The organism is Virgibacillus oceani (assembly GCF_014638995.1).
Lineage (GTDB): Bacteria > Bacillota > Bacilli > Bacillales > Amphibacillaceae > Virgibacillus_E > Virgibacillus_E oceani.
The window spans coordinates 1-23,536 of record NZ_BMFR01000018.1 but is presented as its reverse complement, the minus strand read 5'-3'; the positions used below and the strand labels follow the sequence as shown (position 1 = coordinate 23,536).

General features: G+C 37.5%; 27 protein-coding genes. 20 read left to right on the top strand and 7 right to left on the bottom strand.

The genetic code is table 11. The features are described from left to right. Window positions 1-47 precede the first annotated feature (47 nt). A complete protein-coding gene (locus IEV74_RS16350; RefSeq protein ID WP_308419009.1) occupies window positions 48-1,187 on the bottom strand; it encodes a CAP domain-containing protein in 1,140 nt (379 codons plus the stop codon). A gap of 198 nt (window positions 1,188-1,385) precedes the next feature. Then, a complete protein-coding gene (guaC, locus tag IEV74_RS16345; RefSeq protein WP_188456441.1) occupies window positions 1,386-2,369 on the bottom strand; it encodes a GMP reductase in 984 nt (327 codons plus the stop codon). A 205-nt stretch (window positions 2,370-2,574) separates the two neighbouring features. Here guaC and IEV74_RS16340 point away from each other — a divergent pair, with 205 nt between their 5' ends. From IEV74_RS16340 to IEV74_RS16310, 7 genes are all read left to right on the top strand, one after another. Continuing rightward, window positions 2,575-3,258: a hypothetical protein gene (locus tag IEV74_RS16340; RefSeq protein ID WP_188456440.1), complete on the top strand. Its 684-nt coding sequence runs from the start codon at window positions 2,575-2,577 to the stop codon at window positions 3,256-3,258. 12 nt (window positions 3,259-3,270) lie between these two features. Then, a complete protein-coding gene (locus tag IEV74_RS16335) occupies window positions 3,271-4,137 on the top strand; it encodes a hypothetical protein (RefSeq protein WP_188456439.1) in 867 nt (288 codons plus the stop codon). A gap of 159 nt (window positions 4,138-4,296) precedes the next feature. Beyond that, window positions 4,297-5,475 (top strand): HD-GYP domain-containing protein, encoded by a 1,179-nt coding sequence (locus tag IEV74_RS16330; protein ID WP_188456438.1) that lies wholly within the window; start codon window positions 4,297-4,299, stop codon window positions 5,473-5,475. 153 nt (window positions 5,476-5,628) lie between these two features. Then, window positions 5,629-6,813: a peptidase gene (locus IEV74_RS16325; RefSeq protein ID WP_188456437.1), complete on the top strand. Its 1,185-nt coding sequence runs from the start codon at window positions 5,629-5,631 to the stop codon at window positions 6,811-6,813. 12 nt (window positions 6,814-6,825) lie between these two features. Then, entirely contained in the window at window positions 6,826-7,563 is a 738-nt protein-coding gene (locus IEV74_RS16320) for a YkgJ family cysteine cluster protein (protein WP_188456436.1), read from the top strand. Window positions 7,564-7,613: 50 nt separating this feature from the next. Continuing rightward, entirely contained in the window at window positions 7,614-7,928 is a 315-nt protein-coding gene (locus IEV74_RS16315; protein WP_188456435.1) for a DUF3892 domain-containing protein, read from the top strand. Window positions 7,929-8,046: 118 nt separating this feature from the next. Beyond that, the gene (locus IEV74_RS16310) at window positions 8,047-8,361 is read left to right on the top strand and encodes a putative quinol monooxygenase (protein ID WP_188456434.1); all 315 of its coding nucleotides are present in this window, start codon (window positions 8,047-8,049) and stop codon (window positions 8,359-8,361) included. Window positions 8,362-8,402: 41 nt separating this feature from the next. Here IEV74_RS16310 and IEV74_RS16305 read toward each other — a convergent pair whose 3' ends face one another. Both IEV74_RS16305 and IEV74_RS16300 read right to left on the bottom strand, forming a co-directional pair. Beyond that, window positions 8,403-8,927, bottom strand: coding sequence for an SRPBCC domain-containing protein (locus IEV74_RS16305; RefSeq protein WP_188456433.1), 525 nt, complete (start codon window positions 8,925-8,927; stop codon window positions 8,403-8,405). A 79-nt stretch (window positions 8,928-9,006) separates the two neighbouring features. Further along, window positions 9,007-9,339 (bottom strand): ArsR/SmtB family transcription factor, encoded by a 333-nt coding sequence (locus IEV74_RS16300; RefSeq protein WP_188456432.1) that lies wholly within the window; start codon window positions 9,337-9,339, stop codon window positions 9,007-9,009. 104 nt (window positions 9,340-9,443) lie between these two features. On the opposite strand from IEV74_RS16300, the gene IEV74_RS16295 reads away from it, so the two are divergent. From IEV74_RS16295 to panF, 4 genes are all read left to right on the top strand, one after another. After that, window positions 9,444-9,710, top strand: a complete 267-nt coding sequence (locus IEV74_RS16295) for an atypical membrane-integrating protein (Mistic protein) (RefSeq protein WP_188456431.1) — start codon at window positions 9,444-9,446, stop codon at window positions 9,708-9,710. Between the two features lie 104 nt (window positions 9,711-9,814). Beyond that, on the top strand, window positions 9,815-10,030 hold the full coding sequence (locus tag IEV74_RS16290) for a WYL domain-containing protein (protein ID WP_188456430.1): 216 nt from the start codon (window positions 9,815-9,817) through the stop codon (window positions 10,028-10,030). Between the two features lie 198 nt (window positions 10,031-10,228). Continuing rightward, window positions 10,229-10,525, top strand: coding sequence for a YhdT family protein (locus IEV74_RS16285; RefSeq protein WP_188456429.1), 297 nt, complete (start codon window positions 10,229-10,231; stop codon window positions 10,523-10,525). Next, window positions 10,522-11,985 (top strand): sodium/pantothenate symporter, encoded by a 1,464-nt coding sequence (gene panF / locus IEV74_RS16280; RefSeq protein ID WP_188456428.1) that lies wholly within the window; start codon window positions 10,522-10,524, stop codon window positions 11,983-11,985. The genes IEV74_RS16285 and panF overlap by 4 nt, the downstream gene beginning before the upstream one ends. Before the next feature lie 80 nt (window positions 11,986-12,065). Here panF and IEV74_RS16275 read toward each other — a convergent pair whose 3' ends face one another. Beyond that, window positions 12,066-13,118 (bottom strand): NAD(P)/FAD-dependent oxidoreductase, encoded by a 1,053-nt coding sequence (locus IEV74_RS16275; RefSeq protein WP_188456427.1) that lies wholly within the window; start codon window positions 13,116-13,118, stop codon window positions 12,066-12,068. A 145-nt stretch (window positions 13,119-13,263) separates the two neighbouring features. On the opposite strand from IEV74_RS16275, the gene IEV74_RS16270 reads away from it, so the two are divergent. From IEV74_RS16270 to IEV74_RS16250, 5 genes are all read left to right on the top strand, one after another. Continuing rightward, entirely contained in the window at window positions 13,264-14,265 is a 1,002-nt protein-coding gene (locus IEV74_RS16270; RefSeq protein WP_188456426.1) for an ABC transporter substrate-binding protein, read from the top strand. Between the two features lie 132 nt (window positions 14,266-14,397). Beyond that, window positions 14,398-15,180: an ABC transporter ATP-binding protein gene (locus IEV74_RS16265; RefSeq protein ID WP_188456425.1), complete on the top strand. Its 783-nt coding sequence runs from the start codon at window positions 14,398-14,400 to the stop codon at window positions 15,178-15,180. 46 nt (window positions 15,181-15,226) lie between these two features. Beyond that, entirely contained in the window at window positions 15,227-16,027 is an 801-nt protein-coding gene (locus IEV74_RS16260) for an ABC transporter ATP-binding protein (RefSeq protein ID WP_188456424.1), read from the top strand. Next, window positions 16,020-17,663: a hypothetical protein gene (locus IEV74_RS16255; protein WP_188456423.1), complete on the top strand. Its 1,644-nt coding sequence runs from the start codon at window positions 16,020-16,022 to the stop codon at window positions 17,661-17,663. The genes IEV74_RS16260 and IEV74_RS16255 overlap by 8 nt, the downstream gene beginning before the upstream one ends. Window positions 17,664-17,708: 45 nt before the next feature. After that, entirely contained in the window at window positions 17,709-18,143 is a 435-nt protein-coding gene (locus IEV74_RS16250) for a CBS domain-containing protein (RefSeq protein ID WP_188456422.1), read from the top strand. A gap of 109 nt (window positions 18,144-18,252) precedes the next feature. Here IEV74_RS16250 and IEV74_RS16245 read toward each other — a convergent pair whose 3' ends face one another. Beyond that, entirely contained in the window at window positions 18,253-18,429 is a 177-nt protein-coding gene (locus IEV74_RS16245) for a hypothetical protein (protein ID WP_188456421.1), read from the bottom strand. Window positions 18,430-18,541: 112 nt separating this feature from the next. Between IEV74_RS16245 and IEV74_RS16240 the strand changes: the two genes are divergently transcribed. Continuing rightward, complete coding sequence (locus tag IEV74_RS16240; RefSeq protein ID WP_188456420.1) at window positions 18,542-18,703, top strand: hypothetical protein; 162 nt, start codon at window positions 18,542-18,544, stop codon at window positions 18,701-18,703. An 88-nt stretch (window positions 18,704-18,791) separates the two neighbouring features. On the opposite strand, the gene IEV74_RS16235 is transcribed toward IEV74_RS16240, so the two are convergent. Further along, on the bottom strand, window positions 18,792-20,330 hold the full coding sequence (locus IEV74_RS16235; protein ID WP_188456419.1) for a multicopper oxidase family protein: 1,539 nt from the start codon (window positions 20,328-20,330) through the stop codon (window positions 18,792-18,794). Between the two features lie 333 nt (window positions 20,331-20,663). On the opposite strand from IEV74_RS16235, the gene IEV74_RS16230 reads away from it, so the two are divergent. The 3 genes from IEV74_RS16230 to IEV74_RS16220 all read left to right on the top strand — a co-directional run bounded on the left by IEV74_RS16230 (window position 20,664) and on the right by IEV74_RS16220 (window position 23,444). Beyond that, window positions 20,664-21,476, top strand: a complete 813-nt coding sequence (locus IEV74_RS16230; RefSeq protein WP_188456418.1) for an RNA polymerase sigma factor — start codon at window positions 20,664-20,666, stop codon at window positions 21,474-21,476. Between the two features lie 15 nt (window positions 21,477-21,491). After that, window positions 21,492-22,070 (top strand): ATP-dependent Clp endopeptidase proteolytic subunit ClpP, encoded by a 579-nt coding sequence (gene clpP / locus IEV74_RS16225; RefSeq protein WP_188456417.1) that lies wholly within the window; start codon window positions 21,492-21,494, stop codon window positions 22,068-22,070. Between the two features lie 534 nt (window positions 22,071-22,604). Further along, complete coding sequence (locus tag IEV74_RS16220) at window positions 22,605-23,444, top strand: glycerophosphodiester phosphodiesterase (protein ID WP_188456416.1); 840 nt, start codon at window positions 22,605-22,607, stop codon at window positions 23,442-23,444. Window positions 23,445-23,536 lie beyond the last annotated feature (92 nt).

Sequence of the window (23,536 nt, the reverse complement as noted above, 5' to 3'; positions counted from 1 at the left end):
ATAACCATACAAAGGGACAAAATTCTGTCCCTTTGTTTCAGCATGCTTTATTTTGTTCGAAATGTCTCTGTATAAAATGGTTTCGATTCTTTATTAAAAGCTGTACCAATAGCGAGCATTTCATAATCCTTTTGTAAAATATTCTCCCGGTGACCAAGCGAGTTCATTAAACCTTCGTGGGCAAAGATGCTGCTTAATTGGCCTGCAGCAAGGTTCTCCCCAGCCATGCGAAAGGCAAGATTATCTTCTTCCATGCGGTCGAAAGGGGATTGTCCCTCCAGATTTGTGTGGCTGAAGTAATTGTTCACTGCCATGTCTTTACTGTGGCTGCGGGCTGTTTTTCTTGCCGCTTTGTCCCAGGTTAGAATAGGAAGACCATGATTAGCCCTGGAAGCATTAGTCAGGTCGAATAATTGGTATTCAAACCCTTCTTTTAAATCTTCACTTGGTTCAGGGTAAAACGTTTCTTTTTGCTTCTCAAGTTCACCACTGATAATTTGAATTGCTGTAACAGTATTGTCCTCATGTTTATCATAAAATATGGTCACATAATTGTTGTTGATAAGAAATGTATCATATTCGTTATTGTTGTTCGTTTGGTATTTTACTAATCCTTTTCGTATTCCGTTTAGCGGTTTTTTCAACGTGGTAAGAACCGCTTCTCTTGAACTAGTAAAATCGATTCCTTGTACAGACGCCAGCAAATCTTGATTTGTATATAATCCAACCACTTTATCTTCGTCATTGTATGCAGCCATTAAAAAGTTTTGATAGTTTTCATGATAGGCAACCCAATCAACACCATATTCATTTAATGATGATCGCTTATGTTGCCCAACCTGCTGCTCCACTTCTGAACGATCGTCACCAAGTTCAATATTATATACAGAAAATGAGTGTTCGGAAGGGTTATCTAATTGCGGTTTCTTAAGGGAAGGCTGATTTGGCTGTTCGTTATTATCTATTTTTTCTTTTACGTTACCAATTAATAACTGAAACTCTTTACTAATATTATCCATTGCAGCAGGTATATTCACGTTCTCTTTTAATGCATGAACATCTGATCTGGCTTCCTCAAAAACACCATGTATACCAGAGCGGTTGAATGCATCACCATAGAAATGCCAAAATGTACCTGCGACAAGTAATAAAATGATGATAGTTCGTATTTTTCGCAAAAACAACACTCCTGTTACTTCTTACTGATTAAGCAATCTACTATAATTGTAGCAAGTATTACTAGTATGAACAAAGCTGAAACAACAAATTCAGTCTGGTAGATAATGTAATACTTTTTTAAAAATGGGAACCAATACAATAAAAAACGCAAATACTATTTATTAACGAAATAGTACTTGCGTTTAGAGTTAAAGCTTTATACAAACTTAATATACCTTGTCGCCATTAAAAATAGAATTCTTAACTACAACATAGTCAACATTGCGGATTGCTTCTAATTTGCTTCCTCCAGCATAAGAAATAGCGGATTGCAGATCTTGTTCCATTTCATTCAACGTATCCTGCAATGGACCTTTGTATGCAACATGCATTTTCTTGCCTTCTACGTTTTTCTTTTCACCTTTTTGGAATTCCGATGCTGAACCAAAGTATTCTTTATAAAGCTTTCCGTCTATCTCAATTTTTTCACCTGGAGATTCCGCGTGACCTGCAAATAAGGATCCAATCATAACCATGGAAGCACCGAAACGAATGGATTTCGCTATGTCGCCGTGTGTACGGATTCCACCATCCGCAATGATTGGCTTGCTTGCAGCTTTGGCACACCAGCGAAGTGCTGCGAGCTGCCAGCCACCAGTTCCGAACCCGGTTTTAATTTTCGTAATACAAACCTTACCTGGTCCAATGCCAACTTTTGTCGCATCTGCACCTGCATTCTCCAATTCCCTTACAGCCTCTGGAGTTCCAACGTTACCGGCAATTACAAAACTATTTGGCAGAAGCTTCTTAATATGCTTGATCATTTCGATCACGGCATTTGAATGTCCATGAGCGATATCGATGGTAATGTAATCCGGTGAAAGCTGTTCATCCGCAAGTTGCTGAATGAATTGATATTCCTCTGCTTTAACACCAACACTGATAGAAGCGAACAATCCCCGAGAATGCATATCTGCAATAAAAGCCAATCTAGTCTCAGGTTCGAAACGATGCATAACGTAGAAATAACCATTCTCCGCCAAATGGAGTGCAATCTTTTCATCAATAATCGTTTGCATATTTGCAGGTACCACCGGCAATTTGAATGTATATCCGCCTAATGTAACGCTTGTATCACATTCTGATCGGCTATTTACTACACATTTAGCCGGAATTAATTGAATATCTTCATAATCAAATACATTTTCCATTCTTAACACTCCTAAAATACGAATATTAAAGTATAGTTTAATTAAAATGTTCGTCTATTGGTAATATACATTGTTTTTGTGTTGATGTCAAAGGATACAGGATTGTGATTTCATTAATCGGGAAGGCTTGGATAACACTTCCATTTAGTTTAAAATAAGTTTGTAAACCTAACATAATTAGTGTACCCAGGGAAGAAGGGTTTAAATGAAACTATTAAAAATAATATCAACATGTATAATCATTATGGCTGCATGTTTTTTCACATTCAAAATCAGCAAAACAATAATAGACAATAAAAACCTCGATTATGTTCCTGAAACTCCATTTGTTAAGGAGAAAACACAGGAAAAAGTTACACCGCCAAAAGATATTGACAAATTGATTTCGCATATCGTGAAAGGTACAGGCAAGACAACCTTGCCTGTAAAGTCAGATAAAAACTTTATTGTATATGAAGGAAAACTTTACGTGACAAATAATCAAGGGAAGTCATGGCTCATGGTTCCTGATGATGATAAAGTGGGGTATGCAAGGATTAGTGAGTACATAGATACTGTTACACAAAGCAATGTATACACTTCTAATGAAGAATTGACGATTGTATATGGCGGGCGCGGTTCTGAAAACATCAGCATTATAACGACAGATAGCGATGGTAAGGTTTGGAGTGTTGGCAGCATATCCAAGACGGCTACGCATGATTTGCAAAAAGGCTATGACAAACTGTACATTGACTTTATTGATGATGGCAAAACAGGATATATTGCGGCAATTCGTAATGATGAAGCTCCTTTAGCTTTTCGGAGTGTGAATTCTGGTGTGACATGGGATCATATCGAAAACCGGGATACGCTTTATGGCGAGATTATGAACAGGTTTGGATTGTAGGAGATGTTTGTTATGGTTAAGAATCAGAAAGTGAAAATAGTGCTTGGTGCAGTGGCAGTATTACTAATTGTTTTTCAAGGTTTATGCATAGGAGTTGCGGCCCCAAAAGGGTACTACCTTATTTATGATTGGATCTTTTATGGAATTAATTATGCAATTATCATTTTAATATGCATTATCTATACGAAGAACCGTTATGTAAGATGGGTTCAATGGATTATTGGCTTACTATTATTAGTGGCCAATACAACATTTTTCTATTATATGGGTGATGTAAATGTGATAGTTTCCAAGTCACCAGATAATCAGCATGAACTAATTCTCAAAGAGCATCAAAAGATGAAAACGGAGACTGTCAGACTAAAGCGAAGAGGAATTATCTTTGGCAGGAAAACAGCTACATTAACTGGAAGCTCTAAATATAAAACGATCGAAGAAAAAACGTACAAAATAAACTGGGTTAGTGGAGACATTGCTGTTGTTACGTATCAGGCTAGTGATAATGGTACTTTACAGCAAAATGCTTTTAATTATAGAAAATCGGATTACATCAGCTATCAATATGTAGCACCCAGTCTGAATGGCAAATGGCTGGAAAAAGGCAACCCTGATAATTACTTCATGTATGATATGGGTGAAATAGTATACGCAGAAAATGGCAAGCTGTTTTATTACAATGCTGAGGATACGGAACAGCAAGGGATTTTTTCACTTGTAATTCAGGTTGATCAGGATCAGGGAAAGCCTTCTTTTTCAGTAGTGTTAAATTCTGATGCTGAATTTGATGAAAATGGACTAATCAAGGTTGGCGGAACAATCTCAATTGTACCGATGACCCTGGATGATGCTGAGAGTAAGGTTTATTATAGGGAATCGTAATAAAAATAATGAGAAAGCAAATTCGGAAGGTATCTAGATTACTTTCCGATTTTTTATTGAAAAAAATAAGTAAAATTGACTATGGATAGGAAACATTTTCAAAAAAATGAATTTTATTATATAGTATAGAAAGAATAATAGAATTAGAGAGGAATTGCCATGCAGAAACGTGTTAAGACATCGTTATTGAATGAGGAAAAAAGGACAACTATATGGTTTTTATGGATATTTTATACTATATACTTGGCATACGATATAATTTATTACATATTGCCCGGATTTTCCTGGGAATCAGGAATTGGTAGTTTTAGTTTAAATATTTGGATGTATTTTATAATGTTTGGACTGTTACCTTTATCCATTTATTTAATAAAAGTTAACAAGACTTGGTTAGTAAAATACGTTTACTTTATAACGTATACATCATTAAATATTATTAATGACATATGGATTTATTATGGATATGATGCTACTTATAGTAATGGAAATGTAGTAGAATTAGTTATCGTAATGTTTTCACCTATATTTGTAAACAAAAGGTTCTTTACTTTGGTCTCTGTAGGAACAATCCTAAAATACCTTCTTATAGGCTTGATTCTGCAAGATCCTGTTGTTTCATTCCCTTTACTTATAATTGTGATTTTGGCAATGATAGGATACATTTTTCTTCACCGTTTTTTGAATTACATTGATGCTGTTAAATATTCTTATGATAAACAGTTAGAGGGTATTGTAAAGGGCATTATTGCTACGTTAGAGCTTAAGGATCCATATACTCGTGGCCACAGTGAACGGGTTGCTCATTATGCAATGATTTTAGCGAGGGAAACAGGGAAATTTAAGGAAGAAAAGCTAAAGTCTTTTTATTATAGCTGTCTATTGCATGACATTGGAAAAATCCATATTCCAGATTCGATATTGACAAAACCTGGGAGGTTAACTAAAGAGGAGTTTAATGTAATTAAGACACATCCCGATGTTGGCGCAAAAGCAGTACAACAGGTTGAGGGAATCGCGGATAATATTAATGTGATTCGCCATCATCACGAACGCTGGGATGGTAATGGATATCCAGATAGGTTAAAAGCTGAGGGTATTGATTTCCTTGCAAGAGTTACCGCAATTTCAGATGCATTCGATGCGATGACTTCTTCCAGGTCATATCGGTCAGCTCTTCCTTTAGAGGAGGCGTATAAACGTATTATAAAAGGGATGGGAACCCAATTCGATCCTAATTTAGAAGCTACATTTAAAAAAATTTATCCGTTATGGGTAGATTTTCATAGAAATTATTATGCGCAAAATTCAAGTATTGATAAGGATGCAGCAATATATTAAAAAGGGGGTGAAATACATATGAAAATACGTAAGCTAAAAAAAATAAAAGTTACCTGTTGGTGGTGCAGTTGGATTGGTCGTTTATAATTTTAAAAACTTAGGATGCTAGCTCCCTAGCATCCTATTCCATTTACTTCACTGGTGGTGCAAAATATGAATCTATCTTTAAAATCTCAACTAATTTTATACCCTCTAACAATCCGTCAAGATAAAAAACACTACATAGTAGAAGAGACCCTTTCTGGTGATTTTTTTGAAATGCCCAAGATTTGTGTTGATGCTATTCAATTAATAAATAGTGGGAAGACACTTGAGTACATTGAGCAGAAATTGAAGTGTACGTATCCAGATGAAGATGTGAACCTAATAGATTTCGCTGAACAGCTGCTTGATTTGGGTCTAGTTAAAGCTGTCGATGGTGAACAGATACAGGTCAAGAAAAAAAGTCAATCTCCCAGCGGTTTTACTTGGATTCCAACTAAAGCAGCACGCGTCATTTTCAATAAAGTAACCACCAAATTTTTTATCGCTCTCATATGCCTAAACATTCTTTTGGTTATCGTCAATCCGCAATTATTTCCATCGTATCAAGACTTATTTTTGTTTGATGCGATGATGCTGAATGTCCTTACATATACAGTGATCACGTTGTCTTTAATATTGTTTCACGAATTCGGACATATTTTGGCTGTTCGTTCATATGGGTTGCCTGCAAAGCTGGATATTGGCAACCGCCTGTTTTTGGTTGTATTTGAAACGGATTTGTCGACAGCGTGGAAATTGCAGCCGAAACAACGGAATGTGTTATATTTAGCTGGTATTTGTTTCGACCAGCTGATACTATTTCTGGCATTTAGCGTTAAAACGTTTTTGCCTGCAGGTGATACACTTTTTGCAGGAGTAGCGGGAATCGTTATCCTTGATATTAGTATCAAAACGGTTTACCAATGCTGCTTTTACATGAAAACAGATCTTTACTATCTTTGTGAAAATGTGACAGGGTGCTATAATCTTATGGAAAACGGAAAACAATTTCTGTGCAGGTGGATTCCATTTATGAAAACAGATCAGACGACTGAGATATTTGAGAATGAGGCGAAATTTGTTCGGCTGTATAGTGTGTTTTATATTTGTGGAGTACTGTTAACGTTTGGGTTATTCATTGTTTATTTTGTACCACAGGCTTTTTATGCATATTCCAAAACACTGCCGGAATTACTGCATCCTGTTGGAAATCCTTACTTCTGGGATGCGATCGTTTTTCTTGGGCAAACCATCGTAATTATAGGGTTATTATGTTATTCTAAGTGGAAAAACCGTGTTAACAATTCATTGTAGGGAGCTTTTGCAGTGGGGAATTTTCTAAGCTTTGAAGAAATTCAAAACAAGTGTGAACAATTAAATGAAGTATATCAAATAGATGAGGAAAAGTTTTTTCAGATTGCAGAAAAGTGGGCAGACAGCGAAGTTTCCATTGAAAAAAAGCTGGTAGCTAGTTTTTCAGAGTTATTACAGATAGTAAGCGATGAGATTTCTGGAATGGAAGCTGCAGTAGATATGAAGCCCACCTGTGGTTTAGGCTGTGCTTTTTGCTGTTATTTTCCCATTATCATAAATGAGATGGAAGCAAAATTAATGAAAAAGGCAATTAAGAATTTTCCAGATGAAAGAAGGGAAGAATTACAGGCACATTTTACAAAGTACTTTGAACAATATGGCGAGAAACTGGATCAGATTACAGCTTTAGACTTTGAGGCGGATGGTGACTTCAAATATACCTATAAGATGAGTCAAGTTCCGTGTATCATGTTAAATACGGAAACGAATCAATGCATGGCCTATGAAATTCGTCCAATCCCATGCCGGACATATGTTAATTATACGGATCCCAAGGTTTGTGAGCAAAATCCAATGCCAAAGGAAACCATCAGCTTTGAGTTTTTGTATCGAGAATATATGGGAGCGTTAAATGAATTTGTTCAATTCCTATATGATCAGGGTGATACAGCTTTTATCCATTATCCGGATGATATCTACAGGCATGATTATTTGCCAAATTGGTTCAGGAGTTACGAACGCATCACATAAATACCGCATCTTCCGAACATACTAAACATATGTTTGGGAGGTGTTTTTTTATGGATAATAAAAACTTTGAGGAAATTTATAATGATTATAAGAATCAAGGTGAAAGTCAAGCACAGTCGGAGGTAGAAAATGCGGCTGCACAAGGAAAAGAACAGATTGTTGCTGTACGAAAAAATGATGATGGTGATATCATTGCTTTAAAAACGGAAAGCGGCAGGGAACTGGACTATGTGACGGCCTTGGATGAAGCAAAAGCTGGCAAGCTGGCACATGTGGATGTGTTTCATAAGTATGGCAGGGATATTATTCGCAGTGAACCGGATGGTGTGAAGGAGAACAACCTGGACAATTTGGAGAGTTTTTAGATGCCCATAGCCTGTGCAGTAGTGTGCAGGCTTTACATATTATTAAAAATAAAGGATTATTAAAGATAATGTCAAATTACTAAATAGTGTAAAAAAAATTACGTAAGGGTGATTGCTGGTGACTAAATTCGGTTTGTATGGCAAATTTACTGCTGCTGATGGAAAACGTGATACTTTAGTAGAAATATTGGTTGAGGCGTCGAAAGCTATGGAGGAAATAAATGAATGTGAATTATATGTTGTAAGTATAGATAATACCGATCCTGACTCGGTTTATGTTTATGAAGTATGGAGTGATGAAAAAGCACATCAGGCCTCATTATCACTGGAAGCAACACAGACATTAATTCAACATGCCAAACCGATAATAGCTGGAACGGAAAGAATCAGTACCATATCCCCAATAGGTGGAAAGGGTTTAAAAGAGGGATAATATGAAAAGCCCATCCTTTAGAGAATGGGCCATTGTTCCTTTTACTGTATTTCTTTCAAATAATCATCAAGACATTCATACTGGGAGGCTGTACCTTCAACAACTCCCATTTCCATAATTTTTTTAAGATCTTCTTCTGAAGGGAATTCTGAACGTGTTACAATTTTTGTCTTTCCTGACTGTTCAATAAAAGTCATTGTAATTTTAATTCCTGGCATATTCTCGTTCGTATTTCCTTCCGCGTCAGAGAACATATCGGTATAGACAATTTTTTCAGGTTCCACAATTTCATGATAGACAGATTTGCCCCATGATTCCTGACCATAGAAATCCCCTTGGTCCTTATCCTCGCAGCGCATGCAATAGTGCCATATGCCGTCTGGCTTTAATTCAAACTTTTTAACTGTTGTCTGCCATCCTTCTGGTCCCCACCATTGTTCCAGATGCTCTGGTTCTGTAAACACCTTAAATACTAATTCCCTTGGAGCATCAAATGTGCGCTCCATAATCAGGTCTCTGCCTTCAGCATAAGATGTCACCTTGCTTGTAGTGTTGTTTTCAGTCATTTTAAAACTCCTCCTAAAAAATTATTTATTTAACGATTTAATACCGAACGATCCTCCTTTTTATAAGTGAAATATGGAACTACTTCTTGCTGCTTTGATTTTTTTCCTGCTGTTGTATGTCATGAAGATAATCATCCAAACGATCGAATCGATCTTCCCAAATGGAACGGAATGAATTTAACCACGTGTCAAGCTCTTTGAATGGCTCAGACCGTAACTTGTAGAAACGTCGATTGGCGCTTGGATGCACTTCAACGAGCCCGGCATCACTAAGTACACGCAAATGTTTAGAGGCTTGGGGCTGACGCATCCCAAGTTTAGCTGCGATTTCTCCCACAGTGAGTGGTCCATCGCGCAATAATTCGACAATGTGTAATCTGTTTGGCTCGGAAAGAACTCTAATTATTTTCATGTATCTAATATACACCATAAGGAATATTCTTTCAAAGGAATATTTATAAAAAATTTATCGGTTAACGTATGAAAATATGGATACGCTAATAGCAGGTGATGAAAATGAAAGCAACGGAATTAGAAACAAAGCGGTTTGATAAGGCATTGGATGAAATTCTTGACCTATTTAATAACCTTGAACGTGATGATCCGATTATCCATTTTGGTGATGATGTTATTGAAAATATTGAGCGTGCAAAGAAAAAGTATGGAGATGATATGGTTGATGAGAAAATAAATACGGTTGTACGTGAAATGCTTTCCTGGCTTGATCTGGACGATATTGACGGGGAGGAAGAAGGAAATAATGAGGAAGAAGATGACACATAAAGCATAAATTAATACTATTTACCATATATAGTATATAGTATATTGTATGTTATAAAAACTTTGTGATATAATACGAACAAACGTTCCGAATGGAGGTATTCCACATGAAGCGATTACTCGTAAATTCGGTTGAAACCAATCAAAAACTTGAAATTATTTACCTGTCTGATCATAACCAGCTTTCACAGCGAGTCATTAAGGTAATTAGGGTAAAAGATGACACGGTTCTTGCTTATTGTTTTTCTAAGAAGGAAGTGCGAACATTTAAACTGGATAATATTCTATCTGCAGGATCGGTTAGGAAGCGTTTAGGGGCATAGCAGGTTATAAATGTATATAGTAAAACAGATGATTCTCTGTCACTTAATATAAGACAGGGAATTTTTTTGTTTTAAATAGTTGAATGTCTCATGACGCAGTGTGTATTATACTATGTAAAGTAAATTATAAATGTTCTGTACATATAACAAAATGTGTTAATATAGAAATCTCTTTTTAAATGGAGGGAGAACATTGAAATGAAAGATAAAAAGATAAAACCTGATCGGCGGTTTTCCATTGCAAATCGGGAAGCAATCATTGGCTGTTTATTGGCAGCGTTCAATATCCTATGGTGGTATGGATTTGCCTATGGAATGGGTTCTAAATCCCCTGAGGAGTATACATATATATTCGGTTTTCCAGCGTGGTTCTTTTACAGCTGTATTGTCGGATTTATTGTAATGGCAGTACTAGTTGCTGTTGTCGTGAAATTTGTATTAAAAGAAATGCCGTTCACGGATGATGGGGAGGAAGACGAGGTGGATTCGGTATGAACTGGGGTGTTGTCATTCCGTTATTCATTTTTCTTGTTATCGTATTTCTGGCAGGAATTTGGTCGAATCGAAAAATGTCAGGTTCAGCATCATTTATCAGTGACTATTTTATAGGAAACCGGGAATTAGGCGGTCTTGTTCTGGCAATGACGATGGTTGCCACATATGGAAGTGCGTCAAGTTTTCTCGGGGGACCAGGTGCGGCATATTCAATCGGACTTGGCTGGGTCTTGCTTGCCATGACGCAGGTTGCGACAGGGTACTTTGTATTACTAATACTTGGTAAGAAATTTGCGATTGTGACAAGACGCTATAACGCTATTACACTGATTGATTTTTTGAAGGAAAGGTATCAGAGCAAGTCCGTTGTCCTGCTTTCAGCGTTAAGTATTATCGTTTTTCTGTTTTCTGCTATGGCGGCACAATGGGTTGGCGGTGCGTATCTTATTCAAACGGTAACAGGCATATCCTATACATCGGCACTGTTTATTTTTACTGTTTCTGTATTAATCTATGTAATTATTGGCGGATTCCGGGCTGTTGCCTTAACTGATACGATTCAGGGCGTTGTCATGTTCACAGGTACGTTAATTTTGCTGATTGCCATTGTGGTTGCGGGTGGTGGGGTATCTGCTATTTTTTCTGATTTGATAGCTGAAAACCCCAACCTTGTCACACCATATGGGCAGGACGGGCAATTGTCATCGTTATATGTATCGTCCTTTTGGATACTAGTAGGAGTTGGTGTAGTCGCATTGCCCCAAGTGGCGGTAAGGGCTATGTCTTATCGGGATTCCAAATCGATGCACCGCGCACTGATTATAGGCACAATTGTTGTTGGATTTATCATGCTGAATATGCATTTAATTGGTGTTTTCGCAAGACCGGTTTTACCTGGTATTGAAGTGGCGGATAGGGTTATTCCGCTTGTTGCGTTGGATGTTTTGCCATCATGGCTAGCTGGAATTGTGCTGGCGGCTCCGCTTGCTGCCATGATGTCAACGGTAGATTCGTTATTATTAATGGTCAGTTCGTCTGTTGTGAAGGATGTTTATTTAAACTATATGAAACCAAATGCCTCACATAGCCATGTGAAAAATGTGAGTATGGGTGTTACAGCAATTGTAGGGATTGTGGCATTTATCTTAGCAATCAATCCGCCAGAGCTGTTAATCTTTTTGAATTTGTTTGCATTTGGCGGGTTGGAGGCAGCATTTATCTGGCCAATTGTATTGGGACTTTACTGGAAATTTGCTAATAAATATGGTGCAATTGCTTCCATGATTACTGGGATAGGTGCCTATATTGGCATACATTTTTATAATGAGGCATATGGAAACCTATTTGGTGTTCATACCGTGACTATCCCTGTTATTCTATCACTAATCGTGTTCGTAGCTGTCAGTTTGCTATTAAAACAGAAAGCCTATGTTTTTCCACATCGGAAAATAGGGGCTTGAAGAGGAAATATACTATTCTATTATCTTCAAAAAAAATCCCAAGGTAAACCATTTGTGGTCTAAACTTGGGATTTATCCATTCAAATTTTCATCATCTGCTGAATAACTTCCCGATTGCGCTCGTTAAAAATTTCGTTATGCGAGGACACCATGGCTGTTACCTCTGCATCAGCTTCTAAGTATTGTTTCGCTTTATTTACAGCATTTGCGGCATCCTGAAATGCACCAGCAATCAGATGAAGCTTGCCTTCATGATGAAGGATGTCTCCAGCAGCAAAAAGTCCGTCAACCGATGTTTCACTCATTGGGTTACCCGCAACGAAGTAATCATTCATTCTTTCCACAGCTATTTCACTATTATCCAGCAAACCAATATCACGATCATAGCCATGGTTAACAATGACTTCATCAATAGGTACCTCTGTTTTCATTTTACTATCATGGTTGGTCAGCTCCACCTTTTCGATCAATTCATGGTTTTCAATCGAAATCAGCCTCGTAATAGCTGTATTGGGCATACACGTAACAGAACTGTTCAGAACCTTCGAGATTTGAGCCTCGTGTCCAGTTAAATGATCCTTCCGATATGTAAGATATACTTTCTCAGCTATTGAAGCAAGCCCATTTGCCCAGTCAATTGCCGTATTTCCGCCTCCCGAAATGATTACTTTTTTTCCGCGGAAACGTGCTAGCGATTTTACTGTGTAATGCAGGTTCGTTACTTCAAATTTTTCAGCACCTTCAATCTCGATTTTCGTTGGATTAAGAATACCTCCGCCTATTGCCAAAATAACTGTTTTGGAGAAATGCCTTCGCCCAGATGCTGTATCTAAAACGAATAATCCATCCGCATTTTTAGAAATCGACGTTACTTTTTCCTGTAAAACAACCTCTGGATCGAATGTTAGACCTTGCTGAACCAGCTGCTTCATTAATTGTAAACCGGATACCGGTGTTAATGCACCAACATCCCATATAATTTTTTCCGGGTAAACATGAACTTTTCCTCCAAGCTCTGGCTGGTATTCTATTATTTTCGTTTTCATTTCCCTTAATCCGCTATAAAAAGCTGAAAACAATCCCGCTGGCCCGCCACCGATAATCGTTACATCAAAACATTCATTTTGTGTCAATTTCCCCACTCCATTCATTTTTCAAAGGATTCTATGTTAATAAGCTGTTGACTTTAAAAACGGATATGATTATAGTTACATTGTAAATGAAACTGATAATCATTATCAACTGTTTTTTAAAAAAATAAAGTTGGGGGAAGTACATATGAAGAAATGGATTTTGATGATTAGTTTAATCACCCTGTCATTTTTAGCTGCTTGTGGGGAGGGCGCTGGCAATAATGAAAAGGGCGATGCCAGTAAGGATGACAACGAAACAAACAGGACGATTACAATTGAAGATGCAATAGGTGAACAGGAAATTAAGGGGACACCGAAAAATATCGTTGTTCTGGAGTGGTTTTTTGCAGAACACTTACTGGCATTAGGGATGCAGCCTGCTGGTGTTCCAAACATCGATGAATATAATAACTGGATAAATATTGAACCGGAATTAGCCGAAAGTGTGCAGGATGTCGGTACTCGGCAGGAGCCAAATTTAGAAGCGATTTCCCGTTTGGATCCTGATTTGATTATCGCCGCTAAATTCAGACATGAGAATATTTTGGAGCAGTTAAAAGAAATTGCACCAACTGTAACATTTGCACCTTACAGCAAAGAAGCGCAGAAAAATCTGTATGGGGAAATGATGAATGAATTTAAAACTGTTGCAAAAATAGTTGATAAAGAGGAAAAGGCTGATAAAGCAATCAATGACCTTGACCAATTTTATGAGAAGCAAAAGCAACGCGTGGAGGATGCCGGTTTAAAAGGGTCGGAATATATTGCAACATTGGCATTTACCACTCAAAACTCGCCAGTATTACGATTGTACACGGACAATTCTATTGTTGCACAGGTGATGAGCAGACTAGGATTTGAAAACGCATTTGAATCAGATAAAGTGGAACAATATGGTTTTAGCGAGGCTGGAGTGGAAACACTGCAAAATTTCCAGAAAGATAACCTGCAATTTCTCTATATTGTGCAAGGTGATGATAATGTTTTCGAAAATCAGCTTAAAGGAAATCCTGTATGGGAAGAATTAAGCTTTGTAAAAGCAGGAAATACACATCAGATTCCAGGAGATACACCAGTATTTGGCGGAGTATTATCCGCAAAGGTCTTAGCAAATGAACTTATTGATTCTATGTTGGAAAAGAAATAATAACAAATAAATGTGAAGCAATGAATCTTTTTAGGTTTATTGCTTTTTATTTTGCAAATGCCATTGGAAATTAATAGGATATCTAGTAAAGTAAGGTTAATAGTTTTGTAAACATGAAAGAGGCGAAACGTATTGTCACACGTTATCGATTTGCAGCATGTCTCATGGAAAAGACAGGAGGAATTGATTTTATCTAATGTAAACTGGCAGGTATCGAAAGGTGAACATTGGGCTGTACTTGGACTGAATGGATCCGGGAAAACGACCTTGCTGAATATGGTAAACGGTTATTTTTGGCCAACTGCCGGGCAAATCAGTGTTTTAAATCAAGCATTTGGTAAAACAGATATCAGAGAACTGCGAAAATCGATAGGATGGGTCAGTTCTTCATTACAAGAAAAGGTTAAAACAGCGGATTTTACAGAGGATGTTGTCGTAAGTGGAAAATATGCATCAATTGGTTTATATGAAAATCCAATTGAAGAGGATTATCAAAAGGCATTAAAATTGATGAATCAACTTGGCTGTGGGCAATTGGCGGGACGCACCTATCAAACATGTTCTCAAGGTGAGAGGCAAAAAATTCTAATTGCTAGAGGGCTAATGAATTCACCGGAATTGCTTATTCTAGACGAACCGTGTAATGGATTAGATTTCATTTCGCGGGAAGAATTAATGTTTGCTATCAACCAGCTGGCATTGCAAAAAAATGCACCAACCATTATTTTTGTTACACATCATCTAGAGGAAATTCTCCCTGTTTTCACACACACTATATTGCTGCAACGGGGAACTGTATTTGATAAAGGTGAAACAGCTGATGTGTTAACCGCCGAGAATTTATCACGTTTTTTTGATATATCTGTTGGGATTGAATGGCATAAAGATCGGGCGTGGTTGACATTACAGGATTAAACACTGACCTGTCCCTATGTCCCGGATGAATGAAATGGGGGATTTGATGGAACTTACAAGTGAAAAGATATTATCATTACAAGATTTAACGATGAATTTTAATGGCAATTTTGTTTTAAGAGGGATTGATCTAGATGTATACCGAGGGCAAATAATTGGATACATTGGTCCAAACGGCGCCGGCAAGAGTACGACATTAAAAATTATGCTTGGATTAGTTGACGGATATGGCGGAAATGTAGAGATTTTTGGTGAAGATATTAAAAAGAGCGATCATGCTTATAAACGGAAAATTGGTTATGTTCCCGAAAATGCAGAGATTTATGAAAATCTTTCAGCAGCAGAATATTTGTCCTTCATGGGTGAATTGTACGGGATGGACCGAGAAGCCGCTGAAAACAAAGCGGAAAGGTTGATGGCAGAGTTCAATATGGAAGATGTCCTTCATACAAGGATCTCTTCATTTTCCAAAGGGATGCGCCAAAAGGTAATTATCATTTCGAGTTTATTGCATGATCCAGATCTAATATTTCTTGATGAACCATTAAGCGGCTTGGATGCAAATAGTGTTATGGTTATCAAAGATATCTTAGAAAAATTAGTTAAGCAAGGAAAAACGATATTTTACTCATCTCATATTATGGATGTTGTTGAGAAAATAAGCAGCCGAATTGTCCTGCTAAAGGATGGAAGAATAGCCGCTGATGGCACGTTTGAAGAATTGCGAAAAGCGAATGAAAAAGGGTCTCTGGAGGATATTTTCAATCAATTGACAGGCTTCGATGAACATAAAAACACTGCCGAACGTTTTGTCAGCATTATTTCAGAGGGTGACAGTCATGCATGAATTCCGTTCGTTGAAGTTTTTGGACCTTTTTCAATCATTATTTCGATCGATACATATTGATTACAGTGTAATGCGAAAAATTCTTGAAATGAAGCTTCTAATGGATCAACGACGAGTTCCGGTTATTTTCAGCAATGATATGTCTAAAAAGCGAAAAGAAGGGAACCAATTTCTTAAGTCATTAGGGATTTATGCATTATATGGCCTGGTGCTTATCCCATTTCTTTTTATCGGTGATAATTATATGTTTCAGATGAGCATTGTCTTTGGCATTGCAATGTTTATTCTAATGACATCATTGATTTCGGATTTCTCTGCGGTGCTGCTGGATGTCAGAGATAAGGCGATATTGAACACGAAACCAGTAAACGCACGAACGATTAATACTGCAAAAGTGATTCATATTATGATTTACATGTCCATGCTGACAGGTGCTTTTATTGGAATTCCGGCAATCGTTATGCTGTTTACACAGGGAATTCTTTATTTTTTAGTGTTCCTTATAGATATGGTCTTTCTGCTTTTATTTATTATTGCTATTACCGCGCTGATTTATATTTTTATTTTGCGTTTTTTCAGTGGTGACAGACTGAAGGATATCATTAATTATGTGCAAATACTACTCTCTGTTGGAATCGTGGTCGGTTATCAAATTGTTATTCGTGTATTCGATTTCGATGTATTTGATATTGGCTATCAATTCAGCTATTGGCATCTTTTGCTTCCTCCAGCTTGGTTCGCAGCACCATTTGAATTTTTTATAAATGGAAATTCTGCCGCTTCCATCATTGTTTTAGCATTATGTGCGGTTATTATACCGTTTTTATCCATTTCCGTTTATTACCGGATGATGCCTGCATTTGAACGGAATTTGCAAAAGCTCCTCGATTCTACAGCAAAAACAGGCAGGAGGAAGCGGCTGGCAGAGCAAGTCTTTGAAAAATTATTATGCTCCAGTAAAGAGGAAAAACTGTTCTTCCGGTTTTCATCTGCCATGATGAGACAGGAAAGGGATTTCAAATTGAAGGTTTACCCATCACTTGGAATGGCCTTCATATTTCCATTCATCTTCCTGTTCAATGAGCTGAATAATGGTACATTTGCTGAACTTGCAGCGAGCAATGCATATTTTAATATTTATTTTTCCTGTATCATGATAGGCTCAGTCGTTTACATGCTGAAGTTTTCGGAGAATTATAAAGGTGGATGGATTTTTTATGTAGCACCTATACACAATCCGTCCACAATGTATGAAGCTACTTTAAAAGCATTTATTGTTAAATTGTATCTGCCGGTATATATTCTTTTGTCTGTTATTTTCGTTTCGATTTTTTCGGTGCGAATTTTACCGGATTTAGTAATTGTGCTTGTTACTGTTATCTTATTTACACTTATTTCTTATAAATTGCTGAATAATGATGATTTTGCCTTTACAAAACCGATTGAATCCATGCAGATGCAGGGTGGAAATACGGCTGTGCTGTTTATACTAATGGCACTGGTAGGCGTGTTTGCGGCAATACACTATTTCATGTCAAAAATGGAATATGGAGTTTATATTTACCTTGTTGTGTTAAGTATCGCTACAATAATTGCTTGGAAATTTGTTTGGAAAAGAAATAATTACCGCAAATAAAATGTCCTAATTAACCAATCCTATTCTAGAAAGGGGAGGTTATATATGAACCAGCAAATTAGAAATATCATGACACAGAATGTAGCGACGGTAACGGATACACAATCGATTCAAGAGGCAGCAGCTATTATGAGTCAAAAAAATATTGGCTCACTTCCAGTTGTTGATCATACCGGTCAAATGGTTGGGATGATTACAGACCGTGATATTACACTTCGCTCCACAGCTCAAGGGGAAAATGCACAAACACCTGTGTCCCAGGTAATGACTGCGCAGCAAATTGTACAGGCAGACCCTGGAATGGATGCACAGCAGGCAGCACAGCTGATGGCCCAGCAGCAGGTTCGCCGTCTGCCAGTTGTTGAAAATGGTCAAATTGTCGGAATGGTTGCATTAGGTGACCTTGCTACAGATAATCAAAAGGATGGTGCGGACCAAGCGCTTTCTACTATTTCTGCCCCTTCTGCACCTCAAAAATAGGTAGCAATATCCTTCATGTTGTTGCATGAAGGATATTTAGTTTCAAAAAATTATCAGCTTTACGGAAAAAATAAATGAAAATAGGCAGCCTTTCTCTATATATCCAGGATTAAGTATCGTTTTTTTCACTTGGATCATATTCATCATAAATTAGTCTGGTAACGGTGGTAGTATCACCCTTTTCAATATCGGACTGTGTTGCATCATCTCCATAAGAAGCTTCCGGGTCAATGCCCGGGGCGACAATGCTGTCTGCAATTCGTTCGTTTCTTTTCTTTTTAGTCATAGTATGATTCCTCCATTTTATTTTAGTTTGCTTAATTACTGTTAAAGCATGTATACATTTCAATAAATAGTACAAAATTGAGGAAACAATATACATTATGGAGGTAAAATTAATGGATAATCAATTTAATGAAAAAAAGCAAAAGACAATGCATGAGCAATCTTTTAAAGGAAAATCGTTTCAGGAAATATCTGATGAAATAGCTGCCAAGCCTGAATTAAAAGAAAGACAGCCCACTCCGCAGCCAAAAGATTTTGATGAAATTGAATACTAGTGATGTATTTTTAGGTCCAAAATGTATAAACAATAGTCTGGAGCAAAACAAAATGTTGCATAACAACTTTTGTACCACCCACATTAGATTATTTACCATCCCTATCAGGGTCAATCACTGTAAACGGCCGCATCATGTCATAATCCTCATGTTCCAGAATATGACAATGCCAAACATAATCGCCAGTGTATGGAGCGAATTTTACGATAAGGCGCGTGATATGCGCAGACGGGGCTGCGACTGTATCTTTCCATCCGCGTTCATTTGGTTCCGGAGGTTTGGCTTCACCTGTATATACTATTTTTCCATCTTTATTATAGAGATCTAAATCAAATGGGCGTCGATCCAAAATTTGAAATTGGATTAAATGAATATGAACTGGATGGGTAAATCCGGTAATATTTTGTAATGACCAGATTTCAGTTGTTCCTAGCTTGGGTTTTTCCGTTATTGGATCTTTCCATTTTTTATTATCCAATAAAAGTAATGGACGTCCATACTTATCGGTTGAACCAACTAATTTTAAATTTCTGATTGTGCTAATTTCGTTGTGTATTAGGGAAGGGATGGTGGATAATCGTTTCGGAAGGCTGCTATTGTCTTTTCCAGATAAGGGCAAATTCACGTTAAACTGCATTATCTCATCCGTTTCATCTTCAGGGATGGCATTTGGTCCGAGATCATTTTTTAAAATAATTCGTTCTCCTTCATATTTTGAAAAATCAAGTATAACATCTACCCGTTCTGCCGGTTCAATTGCTAGTTTGTTTATTTTTACTGTATTTTGTAATAAACCACCATCCGACCCGATTTGATAAAAAGGCTGGCCTGAATCAAGTTGTAACTGATATGCTCGAGTATTTGAAGCGTTAAGTATTCGGAAGCGGTATTTTCTCGGTTCAACTTCAACATATGGCCATACCTTTCCATTCACGACAATGGTATCCCCAATAAAAAATGGTGTAATAGAGGGATTAGGCAGATTAGCAGCTGGGTCATCCGGCTGTATTGGGTATTTTAGTGACCCATCTTCATGGAATGACCTGTCTTGGATAACAAGCGGAATTTCATAGTTGCCATTTGGCAGATTTAATCCTTTTTCTTGTTTGTCACGAATAATATACATGCCAGTGAGTCCGGCATACACGTTTAGCCTTGTAATTCCCATCGCGTGATCATGGTACCAAAGTGTTGCACCTCGTTGATGGTTTGGATATTCATATATTTCTCGTTCAAAAAATGGTCCAACTTCTCTGAAACCTTTAGTAAACCACGCCTCTGGATAGCCATCACTTACAGACATCGTTTCACTTCCATGTAGGTGTGTAACTGTGCGGACTTCTGGATGATGTGCTACCTCGTGTATGGATTTATCGATTGGAAGAATATGTCTATGTGGAAGGTTGTTCATCCATCTAACCTGTATTGGCTCTCCCTGATTAACATCAATTGTTGGACCTGGAAACTGGCGATTGTATCCCCACAAACGTGTAGGCTTTAGGTCCCTATGCAGTTTTTGTGTGAATTCCTCCATTCGGACTTCATAATAGGCTCCTTTATTATTTTTTGACTTTGGTCTTAACGTCTCCATGATCGGTAACCGGTCAACAAATTTTCTTAGCTTCATAGGCTCAACTCCCGCATTAGGTGTTAGTACAGTAGATGATAAACACAAGGAAAATGGTAGGGCGTATTTAACGGAAATGTAATTTTTTTCAAATACAGGATAATGGACATCTTACAAACAGTGGCTTAACCATTTTTAAAGTTTGGTAAAAATCCGAACTGGAACCTGCAGCAAGCTTGCTCTTTAGCTAAAGATATACAAGCATTTTTATTCAAGGAATAATATTATTTATTGTATAGTAAAAGAAAATCATAATTAATTCATTTACCCCGTATCTTTACATAAACCTTTTTCGTTTATAATAGTGAAAGACAAATTTTAAGGAGGGAAAACATGCGGCCGCTTGTTAATAAAACTCCAATTGCAATGAATCAAGAATTTGAAGATACCATAAAAAAATACATGCACGACTTGAGAAAGTACTGCCTGTCCTTGACAAAAACAAAATGGGATGGAGAGGATTTACTGCAGGATACTCTGATTAAGGCATATAAAGGCTGGCAGAAAAAGCCAAAACCTATTGCCAAAGCATATTTACTACGCATTGCCTCCAATACGTGGATCGACAAACACCGTAAACGAGAATTGGATGAGCGCTTGCATGAGGATATGAATGATTTAGGACATGAGGGTGTACCAGCTAATGATACTGTTCATCAAGTGATAAACATCCTGTTGAATGAATTCACATTAAAACAGCGAATTGTACTGATACTCGTGGAAGGCTTTGGCTATTCACTAAAGGAAACAGCAAATGCGCTTTCTGTAACAGAGAGCTCTATTAAAGCTTTGCTCCACCGTGCCCGTAAAAAGCTAAAAGCCAATTCCGGGTTTATTGAGAACTATTATCCGGAAGATGACGAATCGCCGACATATATAACTGCATTACGCAACGGAAATCCAGACGCGGTTATCCAGCTGTATAAAAATGGAGATAATTCTCCAGTGATGTCGTCTATGGAAGGCAAGGAAAGCGTATCACCACTATTCCAATCCTTTGGCTCTGGCAATACATTTTATGTGCTTGTATCCATTCTGACAAAAGATGGCGGAATTCTGTATATGCCATTTTATCGAAGTGAATTGTCTGCAGTGTTATCACAGATAGCGATGTTTAGGCAGCAGGAATTCTCAGCAGTTGCATAGAAAGGGGTAATTTCATTGTCCACAATTCCTATACCCTATGTGGTTGAGCAAACGAAACATGGGGAACGTTCGTATGATATATATTCAAGGCTGTTAAAGGATCGCGTCGTTTTTCTGGGTTCAGAAATCAATGATGTTGTTGCAAATAATATTGTAGCCCAGTTATTATTTTTAGAGGCGGAGGATTCAAAAAAGGATATTTCATTGTATATTAATAGTCCAGGCGGATCTGTAACTGCAGGATTTGCAATTTACGACACGATGCAAATTATTAAGCCTGATGTCCAAACGATTTGTACGGGACTTGCCGCCTCATTTGGAGCAACAATACTTGTAGCTGGGGCAAAGGGAAAACGATTTGCATTGCCGAACAGTGAAGTTATGATTCACCAGCCACATGGCGGCGCAAAGGGTCAGGCAAGTGATATTGAGATTAGTGCAAGACGGATTATTCAAATGCGAAAGAAAATTAATGAAATCTTTTCCGAGCGTACTGGCCAGCCATTCGAAAAGGTCGAGAAGGATACAGACCGTGATCATTTTATGACTGCGGAAGAAGCAAAAGAATATGGGATCATTGACAAAATTATTTAAAACATCAGTTCCACTAACCACGCCTGTGGGGAAGCTTCTGGCGTGGTTTTTTGTCGTTTAGGAAAACTCCAAAATTTGAATGCTATGGATAACTAAACTACCGAATCTGCCTCGGCTAGCTTCAGCAAATAAATAGGCAATTCGGTTTATCTTTATGTACTAAATCGTAAATGGCTGTAAGGTCCCTTAGCCAAATTCACTATAAATGCAATATGTATTGTTGTAATCAGGTAAGTGGATGGTTCATTAGTCTTTACGATAAATTTGTATGATGGTTATTATTTATCAATTTTGAAAATTACATAAAGTTTCGACTTAATTCGACGTTATTTTTTTCAGAAATTCGATATAGTTACAATTACAGCGTAGATTCTACAATTAGCATGGTTTAAAATCTGTACCTACATCTTTGCAAAGGAGGGAAAGGGTTACTGCCATTCTCGTATTTACAATCTATTAATCTACTATTTAACTCTATTTAATATGCGGACCATATAATAGAGGTAAATAAGAATTCAAAGGAGAGGTTACGTTATGGCACGAATTTTTTCGATATTTTTAATTATCATTGTTTGTATGTCAATGTTCACAGTTACTGCGTTCGCGCAAAATAATGAAACAGGTTCAAAAAAGGTTGTTACGATTGCACACAGGGGGGCATCCGGACACGCTCCTGAAAATACGATGGCCGCATTTCAGAAGGCTTTTGAGATGAAAGCCGATTATATTGAAATAGATGTGCAGCTGTCAAAGGATGGTGAAATGGTCATCATCCATGATACGACCCTGGATCGTACGACAAATGGGACAGGCAGTGTTGGGGACTATACGCTTGAAGAGCTCAAACAATTGGATGCAGGCAGTTGGTTTAGTGAAGAATATGCAGGTGAGAAAATCCCAACCTTTGAAGAAGTAATTGACGCGTTTCGAGGGAAAATTGGTATATTAATAGAGCTTAAATCACCGGAACTATATCCGGGTGTGGAAGAGAAAGTTGCCGATGCTTTAAGGGAACGTAATATGGATAAACCGAAAAACAATAAAATTATTATTCAGTCATTTAACCATGAATCTGTTCAAACATCGAAAGCCCTTTTGCCAACTGTTCCCCATGGTGTACTTGCTGGCATGAGCTGGGCGGATGTTACAGATGAAGAACTGGCTGAATTTGCAGCATATGCGGATTACTTTAACCCAAATATGAATCTGCTGACACCTGAACTTGTAGATCGAATTCATGCAGCTGGAATGGAAATTTGGCCGTACACGGTAAGAACACAGGAACAGGCAGATCATTTATTCGAACTTGGGGTAGATGGGATCATAACCGACTTTCCAGAATATGTATATGATCATCCTGTGAAAAATGGCTAAGTGAATCTTGTAATCTATTAAAGGATGTAAATCAGCACATTATCCCAGACATCAAATATCAAATTAATCCAGCTTAAAATCCGAGATAATGT